18 protein-coding genes are annotated in these 20,991 nt (G+C 38.1%); 3 read left to right on the top strand and 15 right to left on the bottom strand.

From position 1 onward, the window contains the following. Nucleotides 1-624 precede the first annotated feature (624 nt). A complete protein-coding gene (gene pyrE, locus H5158_RS06900) occupies nt 625-1,269 on the bottom strand; it encodes an orotate phosphoribosyltransferase (protein ID WP_182739715.1) in 645 nt (214 codons plus the stop codon). Between the two features lie 20 nt (nt 1,270-1,289). After that, nucleotides 1,290-2,003, bottom strand: a complete 714-nt coding sequence (rph, locus tag H5158_RS06895; protein WP_145237114.1) for a ribonuclease PH — start codon at nt 2,001-2,003, stop codon at nt 1,290-1,292. A 178-nt stretch (nt 2,004-2,181) separates the two neighbouring features. Here rph and H5158_RS06890 point away from each other — a divergent pair, with 178 nt between their 5' ends. Then, nucleotides 2,182-3,042 (top strand): YicC/YloC family endoribonuclease, encoded by an 861-nt coding sequence (locus tag H5158_RS06890; protein ID WP_182739714.1) that lies wholly within the window; start codon nt 2,182-2,184, stop codon nt 3,040-3,042. Nucleotides 3,043-3,109: 67 nt separating this feature from the next. Here H5158_RS06890 and H5158_RS06885 read toward each other — a convergent pair whose 3' ends face one another. Next, complete coding sequence (locus H5158_RS06885) at nt 3,110-5,107, bottom strand: response regulator (protein ID WP_182718102.1); 1,998 nt, start codon at nt 5,105-5,107, stop codon at nt 3,110-3,112. A gap of 169 nt (nt 5,108-5,276) precedes the next feature. Between H5158_RS06885 and yvcK the strand changes: the two genes are divergently transcribed. Continuing rightward, nucleotides 5,277-6,149, top strand: coding sequence for a uridine diphosphate-N-acetylglucosamine-binding protein YvcK (yvcK, locus tag H5158_RS06880; RefSeq protein ID WP_182739713.1), 873 nt, complete (start codon nt 5,277-5,279; stop codon nt 6,147-6,149). Here the strand turns inward: yvcK and H5158_RS06875 are convergent. Beyond that, nucleotides 6,146-6,478, bottom strand: coding sequence for an Hpt domain-containing protein (locus H5158_RS06875; RefSeq protein ID WP_149980674.1), 333 nt, complete (start codon nt 6,476-6,478; stop codon nt 6,146-6,148). The genes yvcK and H5158_RS06875 overlap by 4 nt on opposite strands. Nucleotides 6,479-6,499: 21 nt before the next feature. On the opposite strand from H5158_RS06875, the gene H5158_RS06870 reads away from it, so the two are divergent. After that, the gene (locus H5158_RS06870) at nt 6,500-7,525 is read left to right on the top strand and encodes a glycosyltransferase family 4 protein (RefSeq protein ID WP_182739712.1); all 1,026 of its coding nucleotides are present in this window, start codon (nt 6,500-6,502) and stop codon (nt 7,523-7,525) included. Here H5158_RS06870 and H5158_RS06865 read toward each other — a convergent pair. The 11 genes from H5158_RS06865 to H5158_RS06815 form a co-directional block, all read right to left on the bottom strand. Then, nucleotides 7,520-8,923 carry a sigma-54 dependent transcriptional regulator gene (locus H5158_RS06865; RefSeq protein WP_182739711.1) on the bottom strand — a complete coding sequence of 468 codons (1,404 nt, stop codon included), beginning with the start codon at nt 8,921-8,923 and terminating at the stop codon, nt 7,520-7,522. The genes H5158_RS06870 and H5158_RS06865 overlap by 6 nt on opposite strands. A 97-nt stretch (nt 8,924-9,020) precedes the next feature. Further along, nucleotides 9,021-10,481, bottom strand: a complete 1,461-nt coding sequence (locus H5158_RS06860) for a SpoIIE family protein phosphatase (protein WP_182739710.1) — start codon at nt 10,479-10,481, stop codon at nt 9,021-9,023. A 7-nt stretch (nt 10,482-10,488) separates the two neighbouring features. After that, nucleotides 10,489-11,193 carry an AAA family ATPase gene (locus H5158_RS06855; RefSeq protein ID WP_182732256.1) on the bottom strand — a complete coding sequence of 235 codons (705 nt, stop codon included), beginning with the start codon at nt 11,191-11,193 and terminating at the stop codon, nt 10,489-10,491. Further along, nucleotides 11,190-13,274, bottom strand: a complete 2,085-nt coding sequence (locus tag H5158_RS06850; protein WP_182718096.1) for an SLBB domain-containing protein — start codon at nt 13,272-13,274, stop codon at nt 11,190-11,192. Before H5158_RS06850 ends, H5158_RS06855 begins: the two co-directional genes overlap by 4 nt. 4 nt (nt 13,275-13,278) lie before the next feature. Beyond that, a complete protein-coding gene (locus tag H5158_RS06845; RefSeq protein ID WP_182718095.1) occupies nt 13,279-14,133 on the bottom strand; it encodes an OmpA family protein in 855 nt (284 codons plus the stop codon). A gap of 20 nt (nt 14,134-14,153) precedes the next feature. Further along, a complete protein-coding gene (locus tag H5158_RS06840) occupies nt 14,154-14,462 on the bottom strand; it encodes an STAS domain-containing protein (protein WP_149980667.1) in 309 nt (102 codons plus the stop codon). Nucleotides 14,463-14,628: 166 nt separating this feature from the next. Then, nucleotides 14,629-16,428, bottom strand: coding sequence for a sugar transferase (locus H5158_RS06835; protein WP_182718094.1), 1,800 nt, complete (start codon nt 16,426-16,428; stop codon nt 14,629-14,631). Between the two features lie 10 nt (nt 16,429-16,438). Then, nucleotides 16,439-17,515, bottom strand: coding sequence for a glycosyltransferase (locus H5158_RS06830; RefSeq protein WP_182732252.1), 1,077 nt, complete (start codon nt 17,513-17,515; stop codon nt 16,439-16,441). A gap of 1 nt (nt 17,516) precedes the next feature. Continuing rightward, nucleotides 17,517-19,010: a GNVR domain-containing protein gene (locus H5158_RS06825; protein WP_182718092.1), complete on the bottom strand. Its 1,494-nt coding sequence runs from the start codon at nt 19,008-19,010 to the stop codon at nt 17,517-17,519. A gap of 131 nt (nt 19,011-19,141) precedes the next feature. Beyond that, on the bottom strand, nt 19,142-20,278 hold the full coding sequence (locus H5158_RS06820) for a glycosyltransferase (protein ID WP_182739709.1): 1,137 nt from the start codon (nt 20,276-20,278) through the stop codon (nt 19,142-19,144). A gap of 4 nt (nt 20,279-20,282) precedes the next feature. Continuing rightward, the gene (locus H5158_RS06815; protein ID WP_149980662.1) at nt 20,283-20,987 is read right to left on the bottom strand and encodes an acyltransferase; all 705 of its coding nucleotides are present in this window, start codon (nt 20,985-20,987) and stop codon (nt 20,283-20,285) included. Between the last annotated feature and the right edge of the window lie 4 nt (nt 20,988-20,991).

Below are 20,991 nucleotides of genomic sequence, written 5' to 3'. Positions count from 1 at the left end.
TTCTGTCTTCTCCCATAAAGAGAGCCGACACGCTCAATGAATTCTGAATTTATTTAATATCTTTCGATATTGAATTGACTGTGCCGAAGCAACTTATAAATAAGTTACTTCTGTTGGTCACTCAGCTTCTCTTTCGAGAGATCACATTGAGACTCTAAATTTTTTGCCTTGCTTAGCGAACTAAGCTCGGCTGTTAGAACTCAATCTGTACGAGTGCCCACACAGATGATTGCTTTATATTGTTAAAGAACTTTGCGGTTAAAGTTAAACTTTATCTCGCTAGGGCTGCACATATTACGCTTTCCTATTTTTTTGTCAACACTTAATTTTAAACTTTCTTAATAATCTAAACTCAAGTTTTACTCGACTAACTGATTAACTCTTGCCTCGCTAAGCGTTGCTGTCTGCCGTCTCAGTGGGGTCGCATTATAGGGCGCGGCGAATTTTACGCAAGCGTTTTTTAAAGAAAACTTGAAATAAAGTGCTGTTCGGTTATGATTCATACCAAACACCACAAAATCTATACTTAATTTACGTTTTAATAACTCAATCACGCGACATAACATAAAAAAGCCCAGTGAAATTCACCGGGCTTTTTTTGCTAAATTCAATAAACAATTTAGGTTAAGCAATACCGTATTGCTCTCGGTAGGCTTTTACAGATGCTAGGTGCTCATTCATAGTACCTTTGCTTTCAAGATAACTAATAAGATCGGCCAGTTTTACTATCGAAACAACTTTAGTAGCAAAGTCACGTTCTACTTCTTGAATTGCAGAAAGCTCAGCTTTACCTTTTTCTTGACGATCAAGAGCTATTAGTACACCACTTAGATCCGCACCATTTTCTGCAATGATTTCCATAGACTCACGAATAGCTGTGCCAGCAGTGATCACGTCATCTACTAACATGATTTTGCCTTTTAGCTCAGAGCCTACTAATGTGCCGCCTTCACCGTGTGCTTTCTTCTCTTTACGGTTAAAGCAATAAGGCACATCTTTATTGTGATGATCTGCAAGTGCTACTGCGGTAGTTGTTGCAATTGGAATACCTTTATAAGCAGGACCGAATAAAACATCATATTCAATGCCTGCATCTTCAAGGGCGGCAGCATAAAAACGACCAAGACGTGCAAGGTCACGACCTGTATTAAACAAACCCGCATTAAAAAAGTAAGGGCTAGTACGGCCAGACTTTAAAGTAAACTCACCAAACTTTAACACCTGTTTTTCTAAGGCGAATTCAATAAACTCTATTTGATAATCTTTCATTACTATAAACCTATTACTTATTAAGCTAATGCTTGCTTCTGAACGTCAATGATTTCGCGGATTGAATGCTTCGCAAGAGTGAGTAATTCATCAAGCTCATCAAACGAGAAAGGTTCGCCCTCGGCTGTACCCTGCACTTCAATAATTTTACCTGTTTCGGTCAAAATTACGTTCATATCTGTTTCAGCGTCAGAATCTTCTAAATATTCTAAATCGCTAATAGCTTGGCCTTTATAAATACCTACCGAAATAGCTGCAATCATAAATTTAAGAGGATTTGAATTGATCATACCCTTGCTACGCATATGTGTTAACGCATCGACTAGAGCAACACAAGCACCACTGATTGATGCAGTACGAGTTCCGCCATCAGCTTGAATAACATCACAATCAATAGTAATGGTATTTTCGCCTAACGCTTTTAAATCAACTGCGGCACGAAGTGCGCGTGCAATTAAACGTTGAATTTCCATAGTACGACCGCTTTGCTTGCCACGCGCCGCTTCACGGCCATTTCGGGTATGGGTAGAGCGCGGTAACATACCGTACTCAGCTGTGATCCAGCCTTTACCTTGGCCTTTCATAAAACGCGGTACACCTGATTCAACAGTGGCTGTACAAAGTACTTTTGTGTTACCAAACTCAACCAACACAGAGCCTTCAGCATGCAAAGTGTAATTACGTGTAAATGTAACCGGTCTAATTTGGTTAGGTGTTCTTTCGCTTGGACGCATTCACGATCCCCTTAATTCAGAATTTCCCACATTATATGTATATATAGCTGTAGATGCCATGCTGATTTAAACAAAAGCAAATTGTAAAATTCGCAGCAACAAAAATTTCCGCTAGAGCTTAACCAGTGTTACGGTATAATCACTTTTAATATTGTTTAATAAAACTAGGAAACCATCCATGATCCACAGTATGACTGCTTACGCGCGTCGCGAAATAAAAGGCGATTGGGGCACTGGCACGTGGGAAGTTCGTTCAGTTAACCAACGCTACCTTGAAACCTTTATTCGCGCACCTGAGCAATTTCGTGGCATGGAGCCGGTGATCCGTGAGCGCCTACGTAAACATTTACAACGCGGCAAGGTTGAAGTGTTCTTAAAGTTTGTGGCAAACCCAGCCCATGTTGGTGAGCTTTCAATTAATGAGGCGTTGGCTGCACAACTGATCAATAGCGCCAAATGGGTGCAACAACAAAGTAATGGCGATATTAATCCTGTCGACATCTTACGTTGGCCTGGTGTTATGGAAGCTGAAGAACTAGATATGGATAGCGTTAACACCGCACTCATTGCTGGTTTTGATCAAGTGATTGAAGATTTTAAATCTGCACGTGGCGATGAAGGCGCTAATCTTGAAGAAATGATAGCCACTCGTCTTGATGCTATTTTAGAGCAAGTAGCGATAGTTGAAACTCACATGCCAGAAATTGCCAAATGGCAGCGTGAAAAATTAGCACAAAAATTAGAAGATTTAACTGCAAATATTGACGAAGCTCGCCTTGAGCAAGAGCTCATCTACCTTGCACAAAAACAAGACGTAGCTGAAGAACTAGACCGTTTAAAATCTCATGTCAAAGAAACTAAAAAAATCCTTAAAAAAGGTGGCGCTTGTGGTCGTCGTTTAGATTTCATGATGCAAGAGTTTAACCGCGAAGCGAACACCCTCGCCTCTAAATCAATCAATAGTGATATTACCAATGCAGCGGTTGAGCTTAAAGTGTTGATTGAGCAAATGAGAGAGCAGATCCAGAATATAGGATAACAAAATTAAAAAAGGCCGTAATTTAAACTCATTACGGCCTTTTTTAATCTGTTGTTATTTATGCGCACTACAGCGAGTTTAAAGATGCTTTTAGAGTCTCAAACTTAATTGGTTTGGTCAGTACTTTATTTATGCCGACTTTAAAGCACGATGCTTTATCGTCGGTTGCGGCATTGGCGGTGAGTGCGTAAATAGGAATATCGCTTAATAATTCATTACGTATGTATTGTGTAGCAGTTAACCCATCCATCGTTGGCATCATAATATCCATTAAAATTAAATCAAACTTTTTGAGCTTCATAAATTCAATCGCTTCGGCGCCATCATTAGCTATTGTCACTTTATGATTTAATTTTTGTAAGAACGCTTTAATTAATACCTGATTGGTTTTGTTGTCTTCAGCAACGAGGATCGATAAAACAGGATGCTCTGCAGATAGTTCAGGCTTCATTTCACTAATAGGTGCTTCTGCAAATGGAATTAAAATAGTAAAAGTACTGCCAAGCCCAAGTTGCGTATCAACAGTAATTGAGCCCCCCATTAACTCAATTAGGTTTTTTGAAATACTTAACCCAAGACCAACTCCTTCATTCTTTCTGTTAATGCCATCGTTAACTTGCCTGAAAGGCTGAAATATAAAAACCAAATCTTTTTTTGCGATACCAACACCAGAGTCTTGGACAGTAAAGTTAAGCTTTCCATCAACAATACTTACGCATAGTAAAATACGTCCAGAGCGCGTAAATTTGAATGCATTTCCAATAATATTAAAGAGTATTTGCCCTAATCTAAACTCATCTCCCATTATTAAGGTAGGTATGTCGTCACTTATTGATACTGAGAAGATAATATCGTCACTGTCTTCTATTATGTGTAACTGCCCTACTATATTTTCTATTAATAATTTTACATTAAGAGGTTTGTTAACCAATAAAATTGTTCCTGATTCGATTTTTGAAAAATCAAGCACATCAGTGATTAGGCCATATAGAATATCAGCGCTTGAATTAGCATAGTCCAGCCACTGTCGTTGTTCTTTAGTGAGCTCAGTATCCAGTAATAACTCTATCATCCCCATAATCGCATTCATTGGAGTACGGATCTCGTGTGACATGATCGTTAAAAACTTTGACTTGGTTTGACTGGCCTCTTCAGCTTTTAATTTTTCACTTTCAAGTGCGGCCTCTCGCTCTTTTGAAAAAGTAATATCTTTGGCAATCCCTAAATAACCAATAAAATTTCCCTGATCGTCAAACTGCGATTTGCCATTAAGAGATACCCAAAGGGGCTTAACTGCATAAACTTCAAATTCAAAACCACTAAAATCGTCATACTCTGCAAGTAAAGCTGAGAATTGCTGCCATTTCAGTGTGTTTTTTCGCTCATTAATAGTGAGTAAATTATCAATTTTTTTATTAATAAAAAGTTGAGCGTAAGTGTTATTTTCGCTTTCAATATTATTAACGCTAATAAACGTCATATTAAGATCTGTGCGCCAAAACCACTCACTAGCAAGCTCTTTAAATAAACTAGAGAGTTGAGAAAATTTATCAAGCAGTAAAATAGATTGGTGAGTTTGAGCGTGTAACTTCATTAAGTTCAAAAAAGCATAGAACGCCTGTTGAAAAAACAGCTTTATAAGATCTGAACCTACAACGTCACTGACCCCATTTATGTCTACATTAGTAAAAATAAATATGCCTTGCTCATTGGAGGTGCTAACACTTATCAATAAAGACGCTTTAAGTGCAGTTTTGGCATTGCCCTCTAAAAAATTAAATTCGAGATCTTCTGACGGATTGTTACAAAATGCATAGCTATTTTTTAATACCTGTAAAAACAATCTGCAATGCGGCCATTTCTGATCATAAAAATCAATATTGCTAGTGCCTATAGTTTGATAATGCTTATCAATTTTTTGTAGGATTATACAATCTTGATAATGAAGCAACGGCTGCAAAAAAGCGGAGATAGTCGCTAAAATATCAATTTCATCATTACATTGAGATAATGACTCTAACTGACTTTGTAATTCACTAACAGTAATTAAATCACTATTTTGCATACCGGTTTCCCCACTTAAAATGCATCGCGTTTTGCAAAAAAAACTTAAGCCGATGACATGACTATTTATTATAGAACAAAATTCAATATAAATCATTGAGTTATTTTTTTTGCTAGAGTGGAATGATTTCTGCTTAATTAATGTAAATAACAAACACCAAGGCAAAACGATGAAAATAGTTTGCATAGGCGGTGGGCACGGATTGGCACAAGTTTTAAGCGCAATAAAACCTTTGTGTAATAACTTAACAGCAATCGTTGCAACCACCGATAATGGCGGCAGGACGGGTAGGATTAGAGAAGCACAAAATTGCATCGCCCTTGGTGATATTCGCCGTTGCTGTGTTCAACTAGCGGGTGAAGGTTCAATTGCTCATTCTGTGTATGAACACAGATTTACGAGCGGCGATATTGAAGGTCACAGCTTAGGTAATTTAACTCTTTTAGGTTTGACTCAAGTTATGGCCTCTCCTACTCAGGCTATTGCATGCTTTAATAAACTACTTGGTAATTGTGAAACCGTTTTACCCATGTCTGATATACCAACAGACTTAGTCGCTGAGCTTGATAACGGTGAAAAAGTGTTTGGTGAGTGTGCGATAGATGCCTTAAATTTACTACCTGAGAAAGTATATTTATCTAAAAAAGTACCTGCATCACCAGGCGCTGTTGAAGCTATTTTAAATGCTGACTTAGTGATTATTGGCCCTGGCAGTATCATAACCAGTATTATGCCCGCTTTTTTAATCGACGATATTGCACTCGCTATTCAAAAAACCTCTGCGTGTCGTGTATTTATTGAAAATACAGCGCAAGAGAACAGTGTAATGCAATACACTCATAGTGCAGGTATTGATTGGTTACAAAAAAAGCTCGGCGCTAAAATATACGATTTAAGTATTTCTCCTCCAGCGATTATGGAAATTTTGCAACACGGGAATAAATGCAATAAAACGGGTAAACATTTACATAATATCGATGAGTTAAATAATGTATTTTCAGAATTATTAAAAAGCTCTTTTAATGCAGAAAAACACGCTTAAGCGTTATTAACTAATTGATTAATTTGTTGAAAAGTTTTTTTACTTTGCGAGTCAGCTAATTTTAACAAAGTCCTAACCTCTGGGTTTAAGCCATTGGTCTTAACTTTTTGCTCAATCAGCTGACATGTTTGTGCTAGATGTATTGCACCAAAGCTATAGCTACTGCTTTTTAAGCTATGTGCATGAAGCTCTATATCATTAGTGTTGGTTGAGTTAAGCATTTGTTCTACTAATTTTTTAGACTCGTCAACAAACACTTTGAGTAACTCAATAGCCATGCTGTCGCCAACATCATATTTTAGCTGTTCTATTACAGATATATCTATCATATTTTTCTTTTGAGGTTCGTTATGAATTGCCAGATTATTTTGTTTGTTGACTCTTCCATGATCGGTGGTATTGAAACCCACATCGTGGAACTACACAAACTACTCAGTAAAAATAACGTTTCTTGCTCTGTTTTATTTTATAAAAATCATGGCAATAATGATTTTTATACGTTACTTGATAAGCAAAGCATACGCTATGATTTTCTGCAAGGCACACCTTCGAGTTTAATTAAGCAATTGCGCCGCTACGATGACAATACAGTTATTCATACCCATGGTTATAAAGCGGGTATTTTAGGCCGTTTAGCCTGTAAACTTACTCATAAACATTGTATAAGCACTTACCACGCAGGTGATGCTGGGACAGGTAAAATGTGGCTATATAACAAACTAGACCTGTGGCTTTCATGTTTATCAACCAACTTTGCAGTCTCAGAGCAAATCAGCAAAACAATTAAGAATGCCACATTACTAGAAAACTTTATTGATATCAAAGAACCACCTACGGTTAACTTTTCCTCATCCCCTCTTAGAATTGGATTTGTTGGCCGGTTATCGTATGAAAAAGCTCCTGATATTTTTTATACCTTAGCCGAAAGTATGCAAAACAGTAACAATGTGATGTTTCACCTTTTTGGCGACGGTCCGATGCGCAATACCATCCCGCAACTGGAAAACTTACACTATCATGGTTTAACCAATCGCGACGATATTTGGCATCAAATCGATGTGTTGCTTATCTGCTCAAGAGAGGAAGGTTTACCCATGACATTACTTGAGAGCATGGCGCACCATAAAATCGTAATTAGCAGTCCTGTTGGCGCCATCCCAAGTATCATAAAAAATAATACGAATGGCTTATTAATGAAAACAGGTGATGCACAAGAGTGTCAAAATTGTATTAACGCACTTTTAATACAGTCTCCTGATCAAAAAAGCGCTATGGCACAAGCCGCTTACGTCATGCTTAAAGAAAGGTTTTCTGGTAAAAACCAATTTTTGTTATTACAAAATGCGTACACCGCAAAATCACGCTTACGCTTATAAGTTTTCTTCCCAGCTTTTAATTTTTCTATAAAGGGTAGAAGGGCTAACTTCAAGTAATGCTGCTGCTTTGGGAATATTTGTTGAACATATTTTTATAACACGTTCTATATAGTCTTTTTCTGCTAACCAAAGTGCTTTTATATCACTTTCAATTTGCGGTAACTCTTCAAATTCTTGTATTTTAGTATGAGTAAAGCTTTCGTTTGGCTTATAATTTGGTATTTCTTTCTGAGAGCTTTGTGGCAAGCTGGGCAACATATTTACATCAATCCACTCTTGGGCATTGAGCACTAAAATATTGCGGATCACATTTTCTAACTGTCTCACGTTACCAGGCCAATCATATTGAGCCAGTAAGCGCTTTACATCCTCTGTAATGCCTTTGTACGGATGTTGCTCTTCGCGAGCTATTTTGATAAACAAAGCTTCTGCTATCTCAATAATGTCTGTACTGCGTTCCCTTAATGGTGGCAACTCAATAGGGATCACATGCAATCTATAATATAAGTCTTCTCGAAACCGTCCGGCTTCGACCTCAACAAGTGGATCTCTGTTGGTTGCACACACAAATCGTACATCAACTTTAACAACTTTTTCACTGCCTACTTGCTGATAAGTGCCGGTTTGAATAAAACGCAACAGCTTACTTTGTAAGTTGACGTCCATTTCGCATAGCTCATCTAAAAATAAGGTACCGCCATCAGCTTGACCCGCAGCCCCGAGACGATTCGCAATAGCTCCTGTAAATGCGCCCTTTAAGTGACCAAAAATTTCACTTTCAATTAAATCTTTAGGGATCGCAGCACAATTTAACGCAACAAAAGGCTTATCAGCGCGATTCGATGCTTGATGTACCGCTCGTGCACAGAGCTCTTTTCCTGTGCCACTTTCACCGGTAATGAACACCGTAGCTTTACTTACCGATGCCGAGCTAATTATTTGATAGACAGATTGCATCTGCTTTGAACTACCAATCAAATCAAAATATCGACCATTTTCGTAGGTATTTTTATATTTCGTGACGGTTTGTTTTAGGTCTTTTATTTTTAGCGCATTGTTTATTGTAATACGAAAGCGCTCTGCCTCAACGGGCTTTTCTAAAAAGTCACTGGCACCGAGCTTGATCGCTTGAATGGCCATTTCTTTTGTCGCATGACCAGTTAAAACAACAACCTGAGGAGAATTATCAGGAGCTAACTTGGCTAAAATATCTAAACCATTCATGTCTGGTAACATGACATCTAATACGATTAGATCAGGCTTTATTTTATCAATAATCGCTAAAGCACTTGCACCATCATTTGCCACCAGAGTATTAACACCTGTAGGAACTAGATAAGATTGATACAACATAGCGAGCGACTGGGTGTCTTCTACAATGAGTATTGTTGGTGGCATAATCCCTTTCCTTTTAGCAGCCCGCTAAGAATTATTTAGATAAAAAATATTAACTTATGAATGTTAAGTTAACTATAGTTACCTCATTAAATCAAATTCAATTAATTATTATTAGTGATGCATCATCAATTTCTTTGGAGAGTGTCACTTGCGAGTTTTTCCATAATGAGTGGGCAAAGTCCTCAGCAGAGTTGCTCTGTGTTGGGATTATTGTTTTTAACTCAGCCATTTCATCTTTGTCAGTAAAGCGATTATCGGTCCAACCATCCGTATAAAGTAAAATATGTTCAATATTTTCTAATTCAGCTTCATAAAGGGTGTATTGATGATCATTAGAAAGGCCTAACAATGGACCGGTTCCCTTTAATTGAGATATTTTTCCATCTTTATCAATAATAACTGGCGGTGGATGTCCGGCATTAAGCCAATACAATTTATTATTTCCTAAAAAACAAATTACCAGTGTAACTAAACTCGATTTGCATAGTTGCTGCTTATAAAGCGCATTATTAAGCGCCACCAGCATGTCTTGATATGCCAATCCAGTTGCTAAAAAGCCACTGATAAAGCCTTTAATCGCAAAGCTTTCTTTAAGTGCTTGCAAGCCGTGCCCCATCATATCACCGAGGATAAAAGCAGTCCCTTCATCATTAATCGGCATAAAAAAGTCACCACCGTTACCGACCGCAATTGAACCAAAAATATGCGCTGTTTTATTATTAGCTAATAACACTTTTGATGGTGTTAAGCCAAATGTGCTCTGATACGATAAGTAAGCGAACCGGTGCGTTACCCTTTCAATACTTTGCAAAAGCTTATTTTTTTTCACTGGTTTAATTAAGTAATCATCGACTCCTAAGCGATTAATTTTACTGATCACTTCTTCGCTGTCATCACCGGTTAACATCACTACCGATAATTGTGATTTGAGATTAGATTTATTTAGTTTTTCTAATAATGGCTCACAAGTGCCTTTTTTTAGTTGGTGATCAAGTAATAAAATACTGGCATCAGAGGTTAAAATAGCCTGCCAACCCGCCTCAATATTTTCGCAGGTGATCACTTGAAACTTGTCTTGAAGATAGGCGCTCATTAATGCAAGCTGGACAACATCATCATCAACATAAATAATACTTGGCCTTTTATCTATGTTAATCAAAGGAAAGGAAAAATAATTTTTAGAGGCTATTGTTTCATACGTTGCATCTGCAAAGTAATGACGAATTAACTCAACCCCCATTCCACCTTCAACTAATTCATGCGATTCGATTGTCCAAGATGAGTCATTTTTTTTGAATAAATTATAAGGCTTCAATTCATCTACAAACGTTAAATGATATGTGTCAGTATTCGTTTGGCTGATGCGCAACATAATAACGTGCTCATCCCCCTGATTATGCCTAATCAAATTAGTGAGGTACTCCGTTGCAACTAAACCGGCAGCATCCGCTTCATCCCGTTTTACTGATAATGCACCCAACACATGTTTTAACACTTGGCGTATCTCGGTTAACGTTGGCCATAACAATTCAAAGCGTCGTTCAAATAATATATCCATAAAGACCTCAATAATGCTTAAACAGCCACTTTTGCCTGTTGATTTTGTTTGTTAAAAACGTACATACTCTTGGCCATTGAGGTCTATATCTTTGTAAAAGTAATAGCATTCGTTCACCCAAAGGTGCAAAACTATATTGGCTCACTAATAATTTAATATTGCTATGGCCAGCTTGTTTAAGCTCTGCAACGCCGTTACACAAAGACTCTTCATCATTAACACCTAAACCAACTGTTACTAAAGTCAGTTCGCTACATAAACTTAAAGAGTGTAGCGGAATATTATTGCGATTGAGCTTTAACGCAGGAGACATATCAAGTAACACATAATCATATTCTTGTTTTAAACGGATCACAGCCTCATTGAGTACATGTTTATTTTTAGCCGAATCAATGGACTCTAAATTATGTATGCTCAAAATATCTATCCCCTGATAAGGTAATACACTTAACTGGCAAGAAATATCATCAAATCGCCATAGCTTAGTTAAGCTAGATAACTGCTTATCTAAGCGAAACGAACTAATGGGGTTAAGATCAATCACCAATACTGACTTATGTTGACTAACTAATCGCTGGGCAACACTGCTACACGCCGTTGATGAACCTTCGCCACCATACAGCGAAATAAATGTAACGCATCGTGCATCACTATCAACGAGGGTATTACAAATCGTTTCAAGCTCATGATACTGCTCTGGAATTAACTTCATAAACTCACCACTAAAGCAATTATTGTTATAAAATCTAAGAAATTATCTTTAAATTGACTTAATAGATCTTGCCCCTTATCTGGTACATATAAAGTATCGCCAGCCCTTAATACCGGAATATTTGCCGAGTTTGGTGATTTTATAAATGCTTCAAGATTGAATACTCGAGACTGCTCTTTACAACAAGAATGATTAACCACAACAATTTTATCAATGAGTGCGGAACTTGATGGCCCACCCGCTTCAGCTAATACATCTAAAATAGACATAGTGTCATCAAAGTTATAGCGACCCGGCTTTTGCACTGCCCCCATAATACGAACCACTCTCTCTTTAGGTGTACGTAACCAGTCTTTATCTTTTTCAGGAATAAAAATAGTGTCTCCGGGCAACACATGTGGAAAGAGAGTTTCATCTCCGGTTTCAAAATACAGAGCTAAATCAAGCTTGCTAACCTTGGCACTATTACCATTACGGTGCGTTACTCTTATGTTGCGAATATCAGCATTGCCATTAGGGCCATCTGCAGCGGCTAAAATATCAATAAAATGCATATTATCATTAAACGCGTAGCGCCCAGGAGAGCCCACTTGACCCATAATATAAATAGACTTACTCGACGCTTGGCGTATCCATTGTGATTTATTATCGCCAGGGTCAACTGGCAACTCCTCTACAATCACTGTATCGCCTGCGATCAAATTTGGTAGCGCTGTTTTTCCATCAGTAATAGTGTACTTTTCGAGGTCGAAACGCTGAGTGACATCACCATTACGTAATATTTTAATATCATTAATATTGGCCCCTTTGGTTGGCCCGCCCGCATGAGCTAATAAATCGGTAAAATCCATTTCATCACTCCATTCATAACGTCCGGGAGATTGAATGGCACCAATAATTTTAATCGCACGTTTAGTCGGAATTTTTAACCAGCTTTTTTCGTTTACATCTGTTTTTTCGGGCACGAAAATAACATCACCAGGATTTAAATCAGGTACTTTTGTCGTAATGCTACCTTCACTGTAACCTTGTAAATCAAATAAAATACTTTCACCTTGCGGGGTTAATATTTTTATCTGTCGCGTTTCTGCAAAGCGTGTTGGCCCCCCTGCATTAGCTAAAATATCTAGAAAATTGGTACTATCTGCAGCCTCGTAAGCTCCAGGCTTTTGCACTTCCCCCATGATATAAACAGTCCGAGAAGTGGTGTTTACATCATCGACCATTATTGGCACATATATGGTTGAACCAGCTTTGAGAAGCGGCATATTCTTATCAGTGGGTTTATCTAAATATGCTTTTAAATCAAATATCACTGGGGACTTATCGACAATGACTCTAATTTTAGTCACATCAGCATAGCGTGTTACTCCCTCGGCACGCATTAATGCATCTAAGATGGTCATATTTTCTTTAAACGAAAAGCTACCAGGATTATGTACTTCGCCCAAAATTGTAATAGCGCTATTGTCACTGGCATCTCCCGTTGCGCTAAGTGTTTGTGCATCAAAGTCTATTTGTACATTACCAAGTAAAGGAGATACCGGTACAAACACCGTATCTTCACTTTTAAGGGTTGGAAGTAAGCTAATATTACCTGTATCTAAATAGGCTTTGTAATTAAACTCAATCACCTCATCGCCTCGTCTTATTTGCAAACGATCGAGCTGAGCGCCAGGCTTTAAACCATTCGCTTTAGCTATTACCATTTGAATATTACCATCATCAGGAATACTGACTTGGGAAGGCGTAATGACATAACCCATCACATTAATAAATATATCTCGGCTGCGGATCTCCACATAAAAGTCATCTATCGCAACAAACAACTCAGCCAAAACCGGTTTTAACTCAAGTTCGATTTGCGCCACTGTTTTATTGGCAACATTAAATTGCCCTACTTCAGGTATGTTGATCTGGCCTTTTTTATCTACTTCAAACGTGCCATCAAATTCAACCTCGCCAGGCACATATAAAAAGAGTTTATTACCCGCTTGCACAATTGAGTTATCCGCTTCATTTGCCGCAAAGCTGTTGGTCGCTAAAAAAAACAAAACAAATATTGTGAAAAAATATTTCATTATTTTACTCCTTTTTGCTTTGTATTATTTTAGTCCAGTTCATCAGCGCTTTAGCTTTATTGCTTTCTAAGCCTTGCGTGTTTGCGTCTAGAATTATTGCTTCAACTCTGCGGTCTGAATGACGTGTACTCTCAGTTTCTGCGGCATCACTGTAAGACTGCAAACTTCCTTGCGTTAGGGTTGTAATATTTTGCTGTGGCACGCCATAAACGCCAAGCCAATGCTTCACCGTATCGGCACGCTTAAGTGCCAACTCATAATTACTCCCTGAATCTCCAACCGCGTCAGTGTGACCCACAAGTAAAATATTAATACTGCCTAGTTGCTTCGCTAAATCTGCAGCTTGAGCAACTCGTACGGCATATTTAGGGGTTATTTCAAACGCATTAAATGCAAATTGATTATCGCTATTCAATAGCTGTGCAATTTGTTTTTTGATACTAAATGACGCAGGTTGCTCATTAGTCGTAGAGGCACAATCCGTAACTTTTCTAACCGTATCAAAGTGATTCGTTAACTGATTAAGCCCATGATAATGAATCAGTAAATCATGCTCAGCATCTTCCCACATTTGTCCAGCGATTAATCTACGAATACGATTTTCATAAATTTGTGCTTTTAATAGTTGCGCAGGCATACAAGCTTTAATATCTTGCGATTTTAATAACTCAAGTTTAAGTACAAGGTGTTCAAATTCACTCTTAACAACGTCCTCGGGCTGAGTGAAGTTTTCATCGTACTGCTCATCGGCTAATGGATAGTTTTGATACTTTTCAGCTAAGCCACCTTGGCCGTCATCAGGCCAAGAAGCACAGCCGCCTAAAAACATTATAATAACAATTACTATGCGTGCCTTCATTGTACTCTCCCTGATACCTTTTATATTGAGTCAATAAATGGAATGGTTTTATCGACTCTTAATAAGTTCATTAGCTTAAACGGCTGCCCCGTTACATTAAGTAAAGATAGCTTATTACTTTGTTTTTCAATTCTTTTGTATAGAAAAACAATAGCACCTATTCCTGAAGAGTCGATAAATTCGGTCTTAGTAAAATCGAGAATCACGAAGTGTGTGCCTTGCTCGACTAGCTGTTCAAACTGATCTTTTAACTCATCGACAGCAAAGCCGGAGAAATCATTAGGAAGTACGACAACTGTTTGTTCTACTTTATTGGCTAAATTTTTCATCTGAATCACCTATTAAAATATAAATACAAATAGACTATTACAAGAAGAATGCCAGAATTAACAAACTGATATTTAAGGGTTTTAAATTATTTGATACTATTTTTTAGAGGAGGGATGCATAATGCAATTGCTTTTTGAGTGCACAATTGCATTATGCGAAACAACGTTACTGACCTTTACCAGTGAATATAACAGCCAACGTTTTAAAGAAAATAGTAAACTCCATATAACACCAACTGCGTGCAGATGAAGTACTTAGCATATAGGCGTAATCCCAGCCTATTTTGTTGCGCGCATCGTCAATGCTCTCATCGTAACCATTCATTACCTGCGCGAGTCCCGATATACCGGGCTTGATCCCATAAGTACGCTGACAAAAGTACGGGATGTCTTTCTCAAGCTTTGAATAAAACACTGGTCGCTCAGGCCGTGGGCCAATAAGAGACATTTCACCGATCAATACATTCCAAAGTTGTGGTAATTCGTCCAAGCGTGTTTTGCGAATAAATCGTCCAACTGCAGTTATACGAGGATCATCTTTACTTGCCCACACCGCGCCATTTTTTGCTTCTGCATCAACAACCATAGAGCGAAATTTTAAAACATTGAATAAAGCGACAAAATCATCATCACTTTGTCCCACTCTCAGCTGTTTAAATAACACAGGGCCCTTTGAAGTCAGTTTAATCACTAATGCAACAGCTAACATAACTGGTGAAAGTAATATTAATCCAACCGCAGAGCCAACTACATCAATAGTGCGCTTAATGGTTTTGATGAATATTTTGTTTGATTCTTGGGTTTGATGAACGCGCTGCCAATGCTGGTTATAATCACCACGCTCAAACTTAACAATCCCCCACAGAGCCATAAAATAAGCGCTGATAATATAATTTACACTATCTACAATTGGTAACTTAGCCCTGATATTAAAAGCTTTTTTTGCTACTCCTAAGCCATGAGTACAGACTATCGCAACACATACCACTTTAGGTATTAACAAGCTTGAAGATAGTGCAAGTGAAAAAAGTAACGCGTAAATCAGCAGCAGAATAATTGGCATGACCCCACGCAATACTTTATGTGAAAAATAGTTAAAACTTACCCAGCCTAATTTCGGATTTAATAATTCAAACAACATTTTTATTTGCTGCCAGTTACCCGCACCTAATCTTACTCTTCTGGCATAATCATGACTTTGTTCATCACATTCACGCTCAACGATATTTATTTCACTGTTTACAACGGCTTTCCCACCTTGGTTTAACGCTTTCATAGAGATAATAAAATCGTCATTTATGGTGTTTTCATCTAATAAAGCCGCATGAGCTGAGCGTATCGCAAACATAGCACCTGGCACGCCAATAACAGCCCCTAAAGACGACTCCATACTCTTCACTTTGTTTTGATATTGCCAGTACTGTTGCTGCTCAGCAGTGGCTAAATCATCTAAAATATATACGCCGGTGATAACATTAATATTAGGATCTTTAAAATCGGCATCAATTTTATTGAGCACATCAATACTCAGTAGCGCACTAACATCGGTAAAGAGTAAAACATCATAATTTGGCTTACTCAGCTTTATCAGTTCATTGATGCCAAATGATTTGCCTTTATTCACTTTACTAAAATGCAAATGACAAACTACATTTTGCTTTGCAAGATGCGACTGCGCTAGCATCGCTTCGTCATAAGTTTTATCGGTGCAGCCATCAAGATAAACATGAATGGTGTATAGCTCAGTGCTATATAACATTGAGCCTAAGTTATAAAGCTTCTCTGCTATGTGTTCTTGTTCGTTATAAGCACACATTAAAATACCAAAGTGAGTACTGGGTTGAGTATTTTCAGTCATCTCAATCGGTTTACTGTTACTAAATAGCTTTAATAACAGTAAGTAACCAACATGATGATATAAAGCCAGTGTAATTAAAACAGCCAATGTGATCAGTAGAAAAGTCATTGCATTCCCCTTATGAAGCTAAGCCATTATAGAAGTGGTCATACGCTTCACTCATTTTGTTTGCATCTGCAATTGAGAGAATATGCTCTCGAATACACAGCCCATATTTCATGTCTAATGCTTTCAATAGCGCAATTTTTAGGCCAAAAGAGTCATTTGGCTTGACTAATATGCCTTGCTCTTCTGTAACGACCTCGCTGATACCGCCAACATCAGTCGCCACAATTACTTTGCCACACGCCATTGACTCTAAAATTGATAAGGGCAGTCCTTCTCTTTGTGAATAAAGACACATAACGTTAATAGCTGAGTAAAATAGCTGCATATGCTGTACATTTCCTAAAAAATGCACTCGTTCTACCACCCCAAGCGATACTGCCGCACTGAGTAACGAAAAGCGTAAGCTACCATTACCAGCAAACACTAATTCGATGTCTTTAGGCAGCAAAGGCAGTAGTTTAATGAGATCCAAATGCCCTTTCCCCGGCTCTAATCGTGCAGAGCAACCAATTAACTTTTTATCAGCAGGAAGATCAAGTTTGAGCCTTGCGGTTGCTTCATTGATGTGATTAAACTGCTGTAAGTCGATACCGTTCAGAATGGTTTTATCTGCCGTGATCGCTGTTTCATTATAAAATTCATTCGCGACCACTTGTGCATCTGCAACCCAGTGAATTTTAGTTAACTTATTAAGTGTTTTGGTAATTAAACGCTGTTTAAAGCTCTTTAAATACCAAGCATCATGAATAGTTGAGACATGCTTTACCTGAGTATTTGTAAGACAAGCTAGACTCGCGTACAACATGGGACCAATGTGATGACTATGAATCACTTTAATCTCGTGTGTTTTAATTATTTCAGTGAGCTTTTTGATAATACTTAGATCAAACCTAGGCGCTTTATCTAAGCTAATCAGTTTTTGTTCAAATAAAGCTAAAGCAGGCCACTCACTAACTGCTTCTTGCTCATTGCCCTCTAGCGAAACAATAATACTGGTGCTTGCGAATTGGCTTTTTTGCATTAAGGTCACAGCCATTTTTTCAAGGCCACCTATTTTAAAGTGCTGAACTAAATGTAGGACGTTCATGCTAACTCCCCTTATTAATAAAGTGCATTGATGGGCTAGCAGGAACATGTAATGAACCTTTGCCAACAATAGGTAAAATAGTAACTACTTCCAAAGCAGATAGTTTTTCAATGGTTTGAATATCTTTTAAGTGACTATCAAATAATGTCGCTACAAATACACAGGTGGTGCTTGTAAATATGCCTAAAACAATCCCCAAAATAATCGCCACTACTAAAGAGGTATTGATTGGCTGGGTTGGGCTGTAAGCTCGTTCTATGGTTTTTACTTTGTCAGGCCCTTCATATTTAACTAATTTACCCGTTACTTTTGCCATTTCGTAACGTCCCAGCATATCTTTATAAAGTGATTGCTTAACGTCGTAATCCCGCTCTAGCTTTCTTAATTGTTTCTCTATATCGCTTGTAACTAATAACCTTTCACTCACCGTATTAACTTGCTGCTCCAACATGGCAAACTCTTGTTGATGTTGGAGCACAGTGTTTTTTGCTTCTTCTAATGCAAGTATCTGTGAAACAAGCACATTACTTTCATTGTCTTTGCCATCAGGAAGTGTATTGGCCATTTGCCAAAGTTGATCTATGTTTGTTGCATCTAGATTTTTGCCACTTTCTATTAAAGCCTGTTGGCGAGCTCGAATACTCAGCAGTTCACGTTTTTTCGACACGACTTTACTGTGCTTTTCGGTATAACGGGTTTTTAAAAAGCTCAACTGTGATTCGGCATTAATGATTTTTTCTTCTATGCGTCCTAAAATTGGGTTTGCTTGGCCCATTTTTGTTGTTAGCGCTTCAAGCTTGGCTTTTGCACCTGATAAGACGATAGACTTTTGTTGTTGATCACTCAGTAACTTATCGAACGTTTGTCTATTGCTATGTAAAACAGCAGGTAAAGTGTTGCTATTTTTAGCTTTAAAATTAGCTAGCGACTCTTCAGAAACCTCGAGTTCTTCTCGTAAACTGACTAACTGTTGATAAAAAAATTGCTCAGACGTATCAAGCGAGGCCTTGGTTGGTGCTAATAAACTCTCTATAAATTTCTCAACCACTTTTTCTAATACTGCTTTCATTTGAGTTTGGTCATGCCAAGTAAAGTTAACTCGCACCAATTCATCACCAACCAGTGATAAAGAAAGCGCTTGTGAGAGTTCTTGATGAATTTTTTCAATAGCAGCAGGGCTTGCATCTTTAGCAACTAAGTTTGTTTCTTTAGCAACAGCTATCAACACTTTTCGACTTATTACAAGCGTGCGTAATGCAGCCATACGATTTGATAAATCAAACGAAAAAGACAAGTCATCTAAATATGGGTTTAGTAATGCAGATTCTTCTATTAAGATTGTTGCATGGTTTGTGTACTGCTTTTGCGCAGTTGCAGCGAGTAAAATAACCACAACAGGTACGATGAACAGAGGCAAAACAAATAGTTTCGCCCTTGTATAAACTGCATACAAAGCTAAATAAAGTAACCTTTTTATTTGCTCTCTAACTAACATAATCCCTACCTATTAATTTGCATATTGCAATGCGAAATTTAACGGCTATTTGCATAATAAAAATTTACACTGTAAATAGCCTAGTTTAATAAGGTAGTTGCACAGGGCGCGCCAAGATTACATTTTAATGCTCAATGTGGAGGATTTAGTCGCAGCAGGTCTTCGTTAACAATAAGCGCCTTTGCCTGCCAGCTGTGCGCTTTTGCTAGATTCTTTTGTACGCTGTTTAATAATGTTAATTGTGGCTGAGTTAACGAAAGCGCCTCATCGACCTTGTTAATAAAGTCATGACTAGAGTGAGCAATAAAAATATGCGGCGTATAATTACTAACTGCAGGAAAATCAGTTGCGACAATCGGTTTACCTGTCGCTAAATATTCTTTAAGTTTTAGCGGATCGCACGCTCTGATTTGCTCATTATTCACAAAAGGTAAAATCGACACATCCCAATGAGCAGAAAACGATACTAAACGGTCGTGGCTAACTGCGCCAATATGCGTAACATTTTTAAACTGCAATAGCTGTGTAACAGGAGTCACAATATCTCCGATAAGCACGAGTTGATAATGCGGCCTTGCAGCCACCAAGGCGGTTAATAACGCAATATCTAACCAAGCATTAATACTGCCGTAAAAGCCAATAATAGGTTCTTTTATAGTTTGTATTTCATCGGCTTTTTCAACGTCGCTTGTAAATAGCTCATAACTTACGCCGTGGGTCAGCATTTTTGTTTTTGTAGCGGGCATCTTTGCCAGCAATAACTCACTGATCACATAGATAAGATCTGCGCTATTAATAAGCTGCTGCTCAAAGGGGGCAACGAGTTTAGCATCAACCCCTGCCAACGCAGAAAAATCATCGCCGCAATAATAAATTAATTTATCAGTGGTTTTTTTATCAAATAAATAGTGTGCAGTTGGCACACTTAACCAATACATAATCGGCTCACTACAAGTTGAGGGTGCAAGGTAACGAGAAAAAATCCAGCGGTTAAAACATCGAATGAGTCGATTATCGTGCCAAGGTAATACAGGCAGCTTATAAATAGTCATATTGTTGGGTGTGGCTATTGCAGCAGTTTTAGACTGTCGAAATAACTGCTTTAACTTGCTGAGCATACGTTTAATATCATGAAATTTAGCGCTTGGTTTTCGCATACCAATGGAGTTTATCCAGTGTACTTCATGCTGCTTAGCAAGCTCTGAAAATAAATGTTGAGTACTGCTTGGATGACTCGCCCAGTCTTCACCAAATACAATAAATTTCATACACTTACCCCTTAATTTTTTTAACTACTTTGGCAGGGTTTCCCGCAGCAATAGTAAAATCAGGAATATCTTTAGTAACCACACTTCCCGCACCAATTATCGCCCCCTCACCGATTGTGACACCGCCCAGTACAGTCACTCCAGTGCCCAGCCAAGCACCGCGTTTTATTATAATGTCACCAATTTGAGATTCATCATCGCTTTCAGAGTTAGCGCGGCGATCACAGTCAATTGGATGCCCAGGAAAACCGGCTAAAAAAACTCGTCCTGCCAGCCTGACATCGTCTTCAAGAATAATGGTGCGCCCTACAGAAAAAGCATTTTGCCAACCAATGTCAACATTATTGCCAATACTTAGTAGCGGCTCTCGCTCATTACTCACCCGCCCACATAAGGTGCTGATCCCTGAAATTCTCACATCGTCTTTGCATTCAATTTTTAACTTGCCAAGTATTTGCGGCATACCTGAATATAAATATAAGCGCTTTTTACTGCCCTTAATTTGGCTTTTAAATAAAGGTGTATAATAAAAAATCCGAACTAGCTCATGGCATAACTCTTTTATAAAATAATGCAAATAGTAAAGTGAAGCATGTAGCACAGGGATTACGATGATTTGCGGATTGCGAAGCGACTTTGCAAATTGAAACAACCATGTCGCTAATGGATTATTACTATTTTTTAGCCAAAGTTTAAGCTGTATCAACATATTG

This window comes from Pseudoalteromonas sp. SR45-6 (assembly GCF_014163545.1).
GTDB classification, from domain to species: Bacteria; Pseudomonadota; Gammaproteobacteria; order Enterobacterales; family Alteromonadaceae; genus Pseudoalteromonas; species Pseudoalteromonas rhizosphaerae.
Note: the sequence above shows the minus strand (reverse complement) of the source record. Positions and strands in the feature narration are given on the sequence as shown.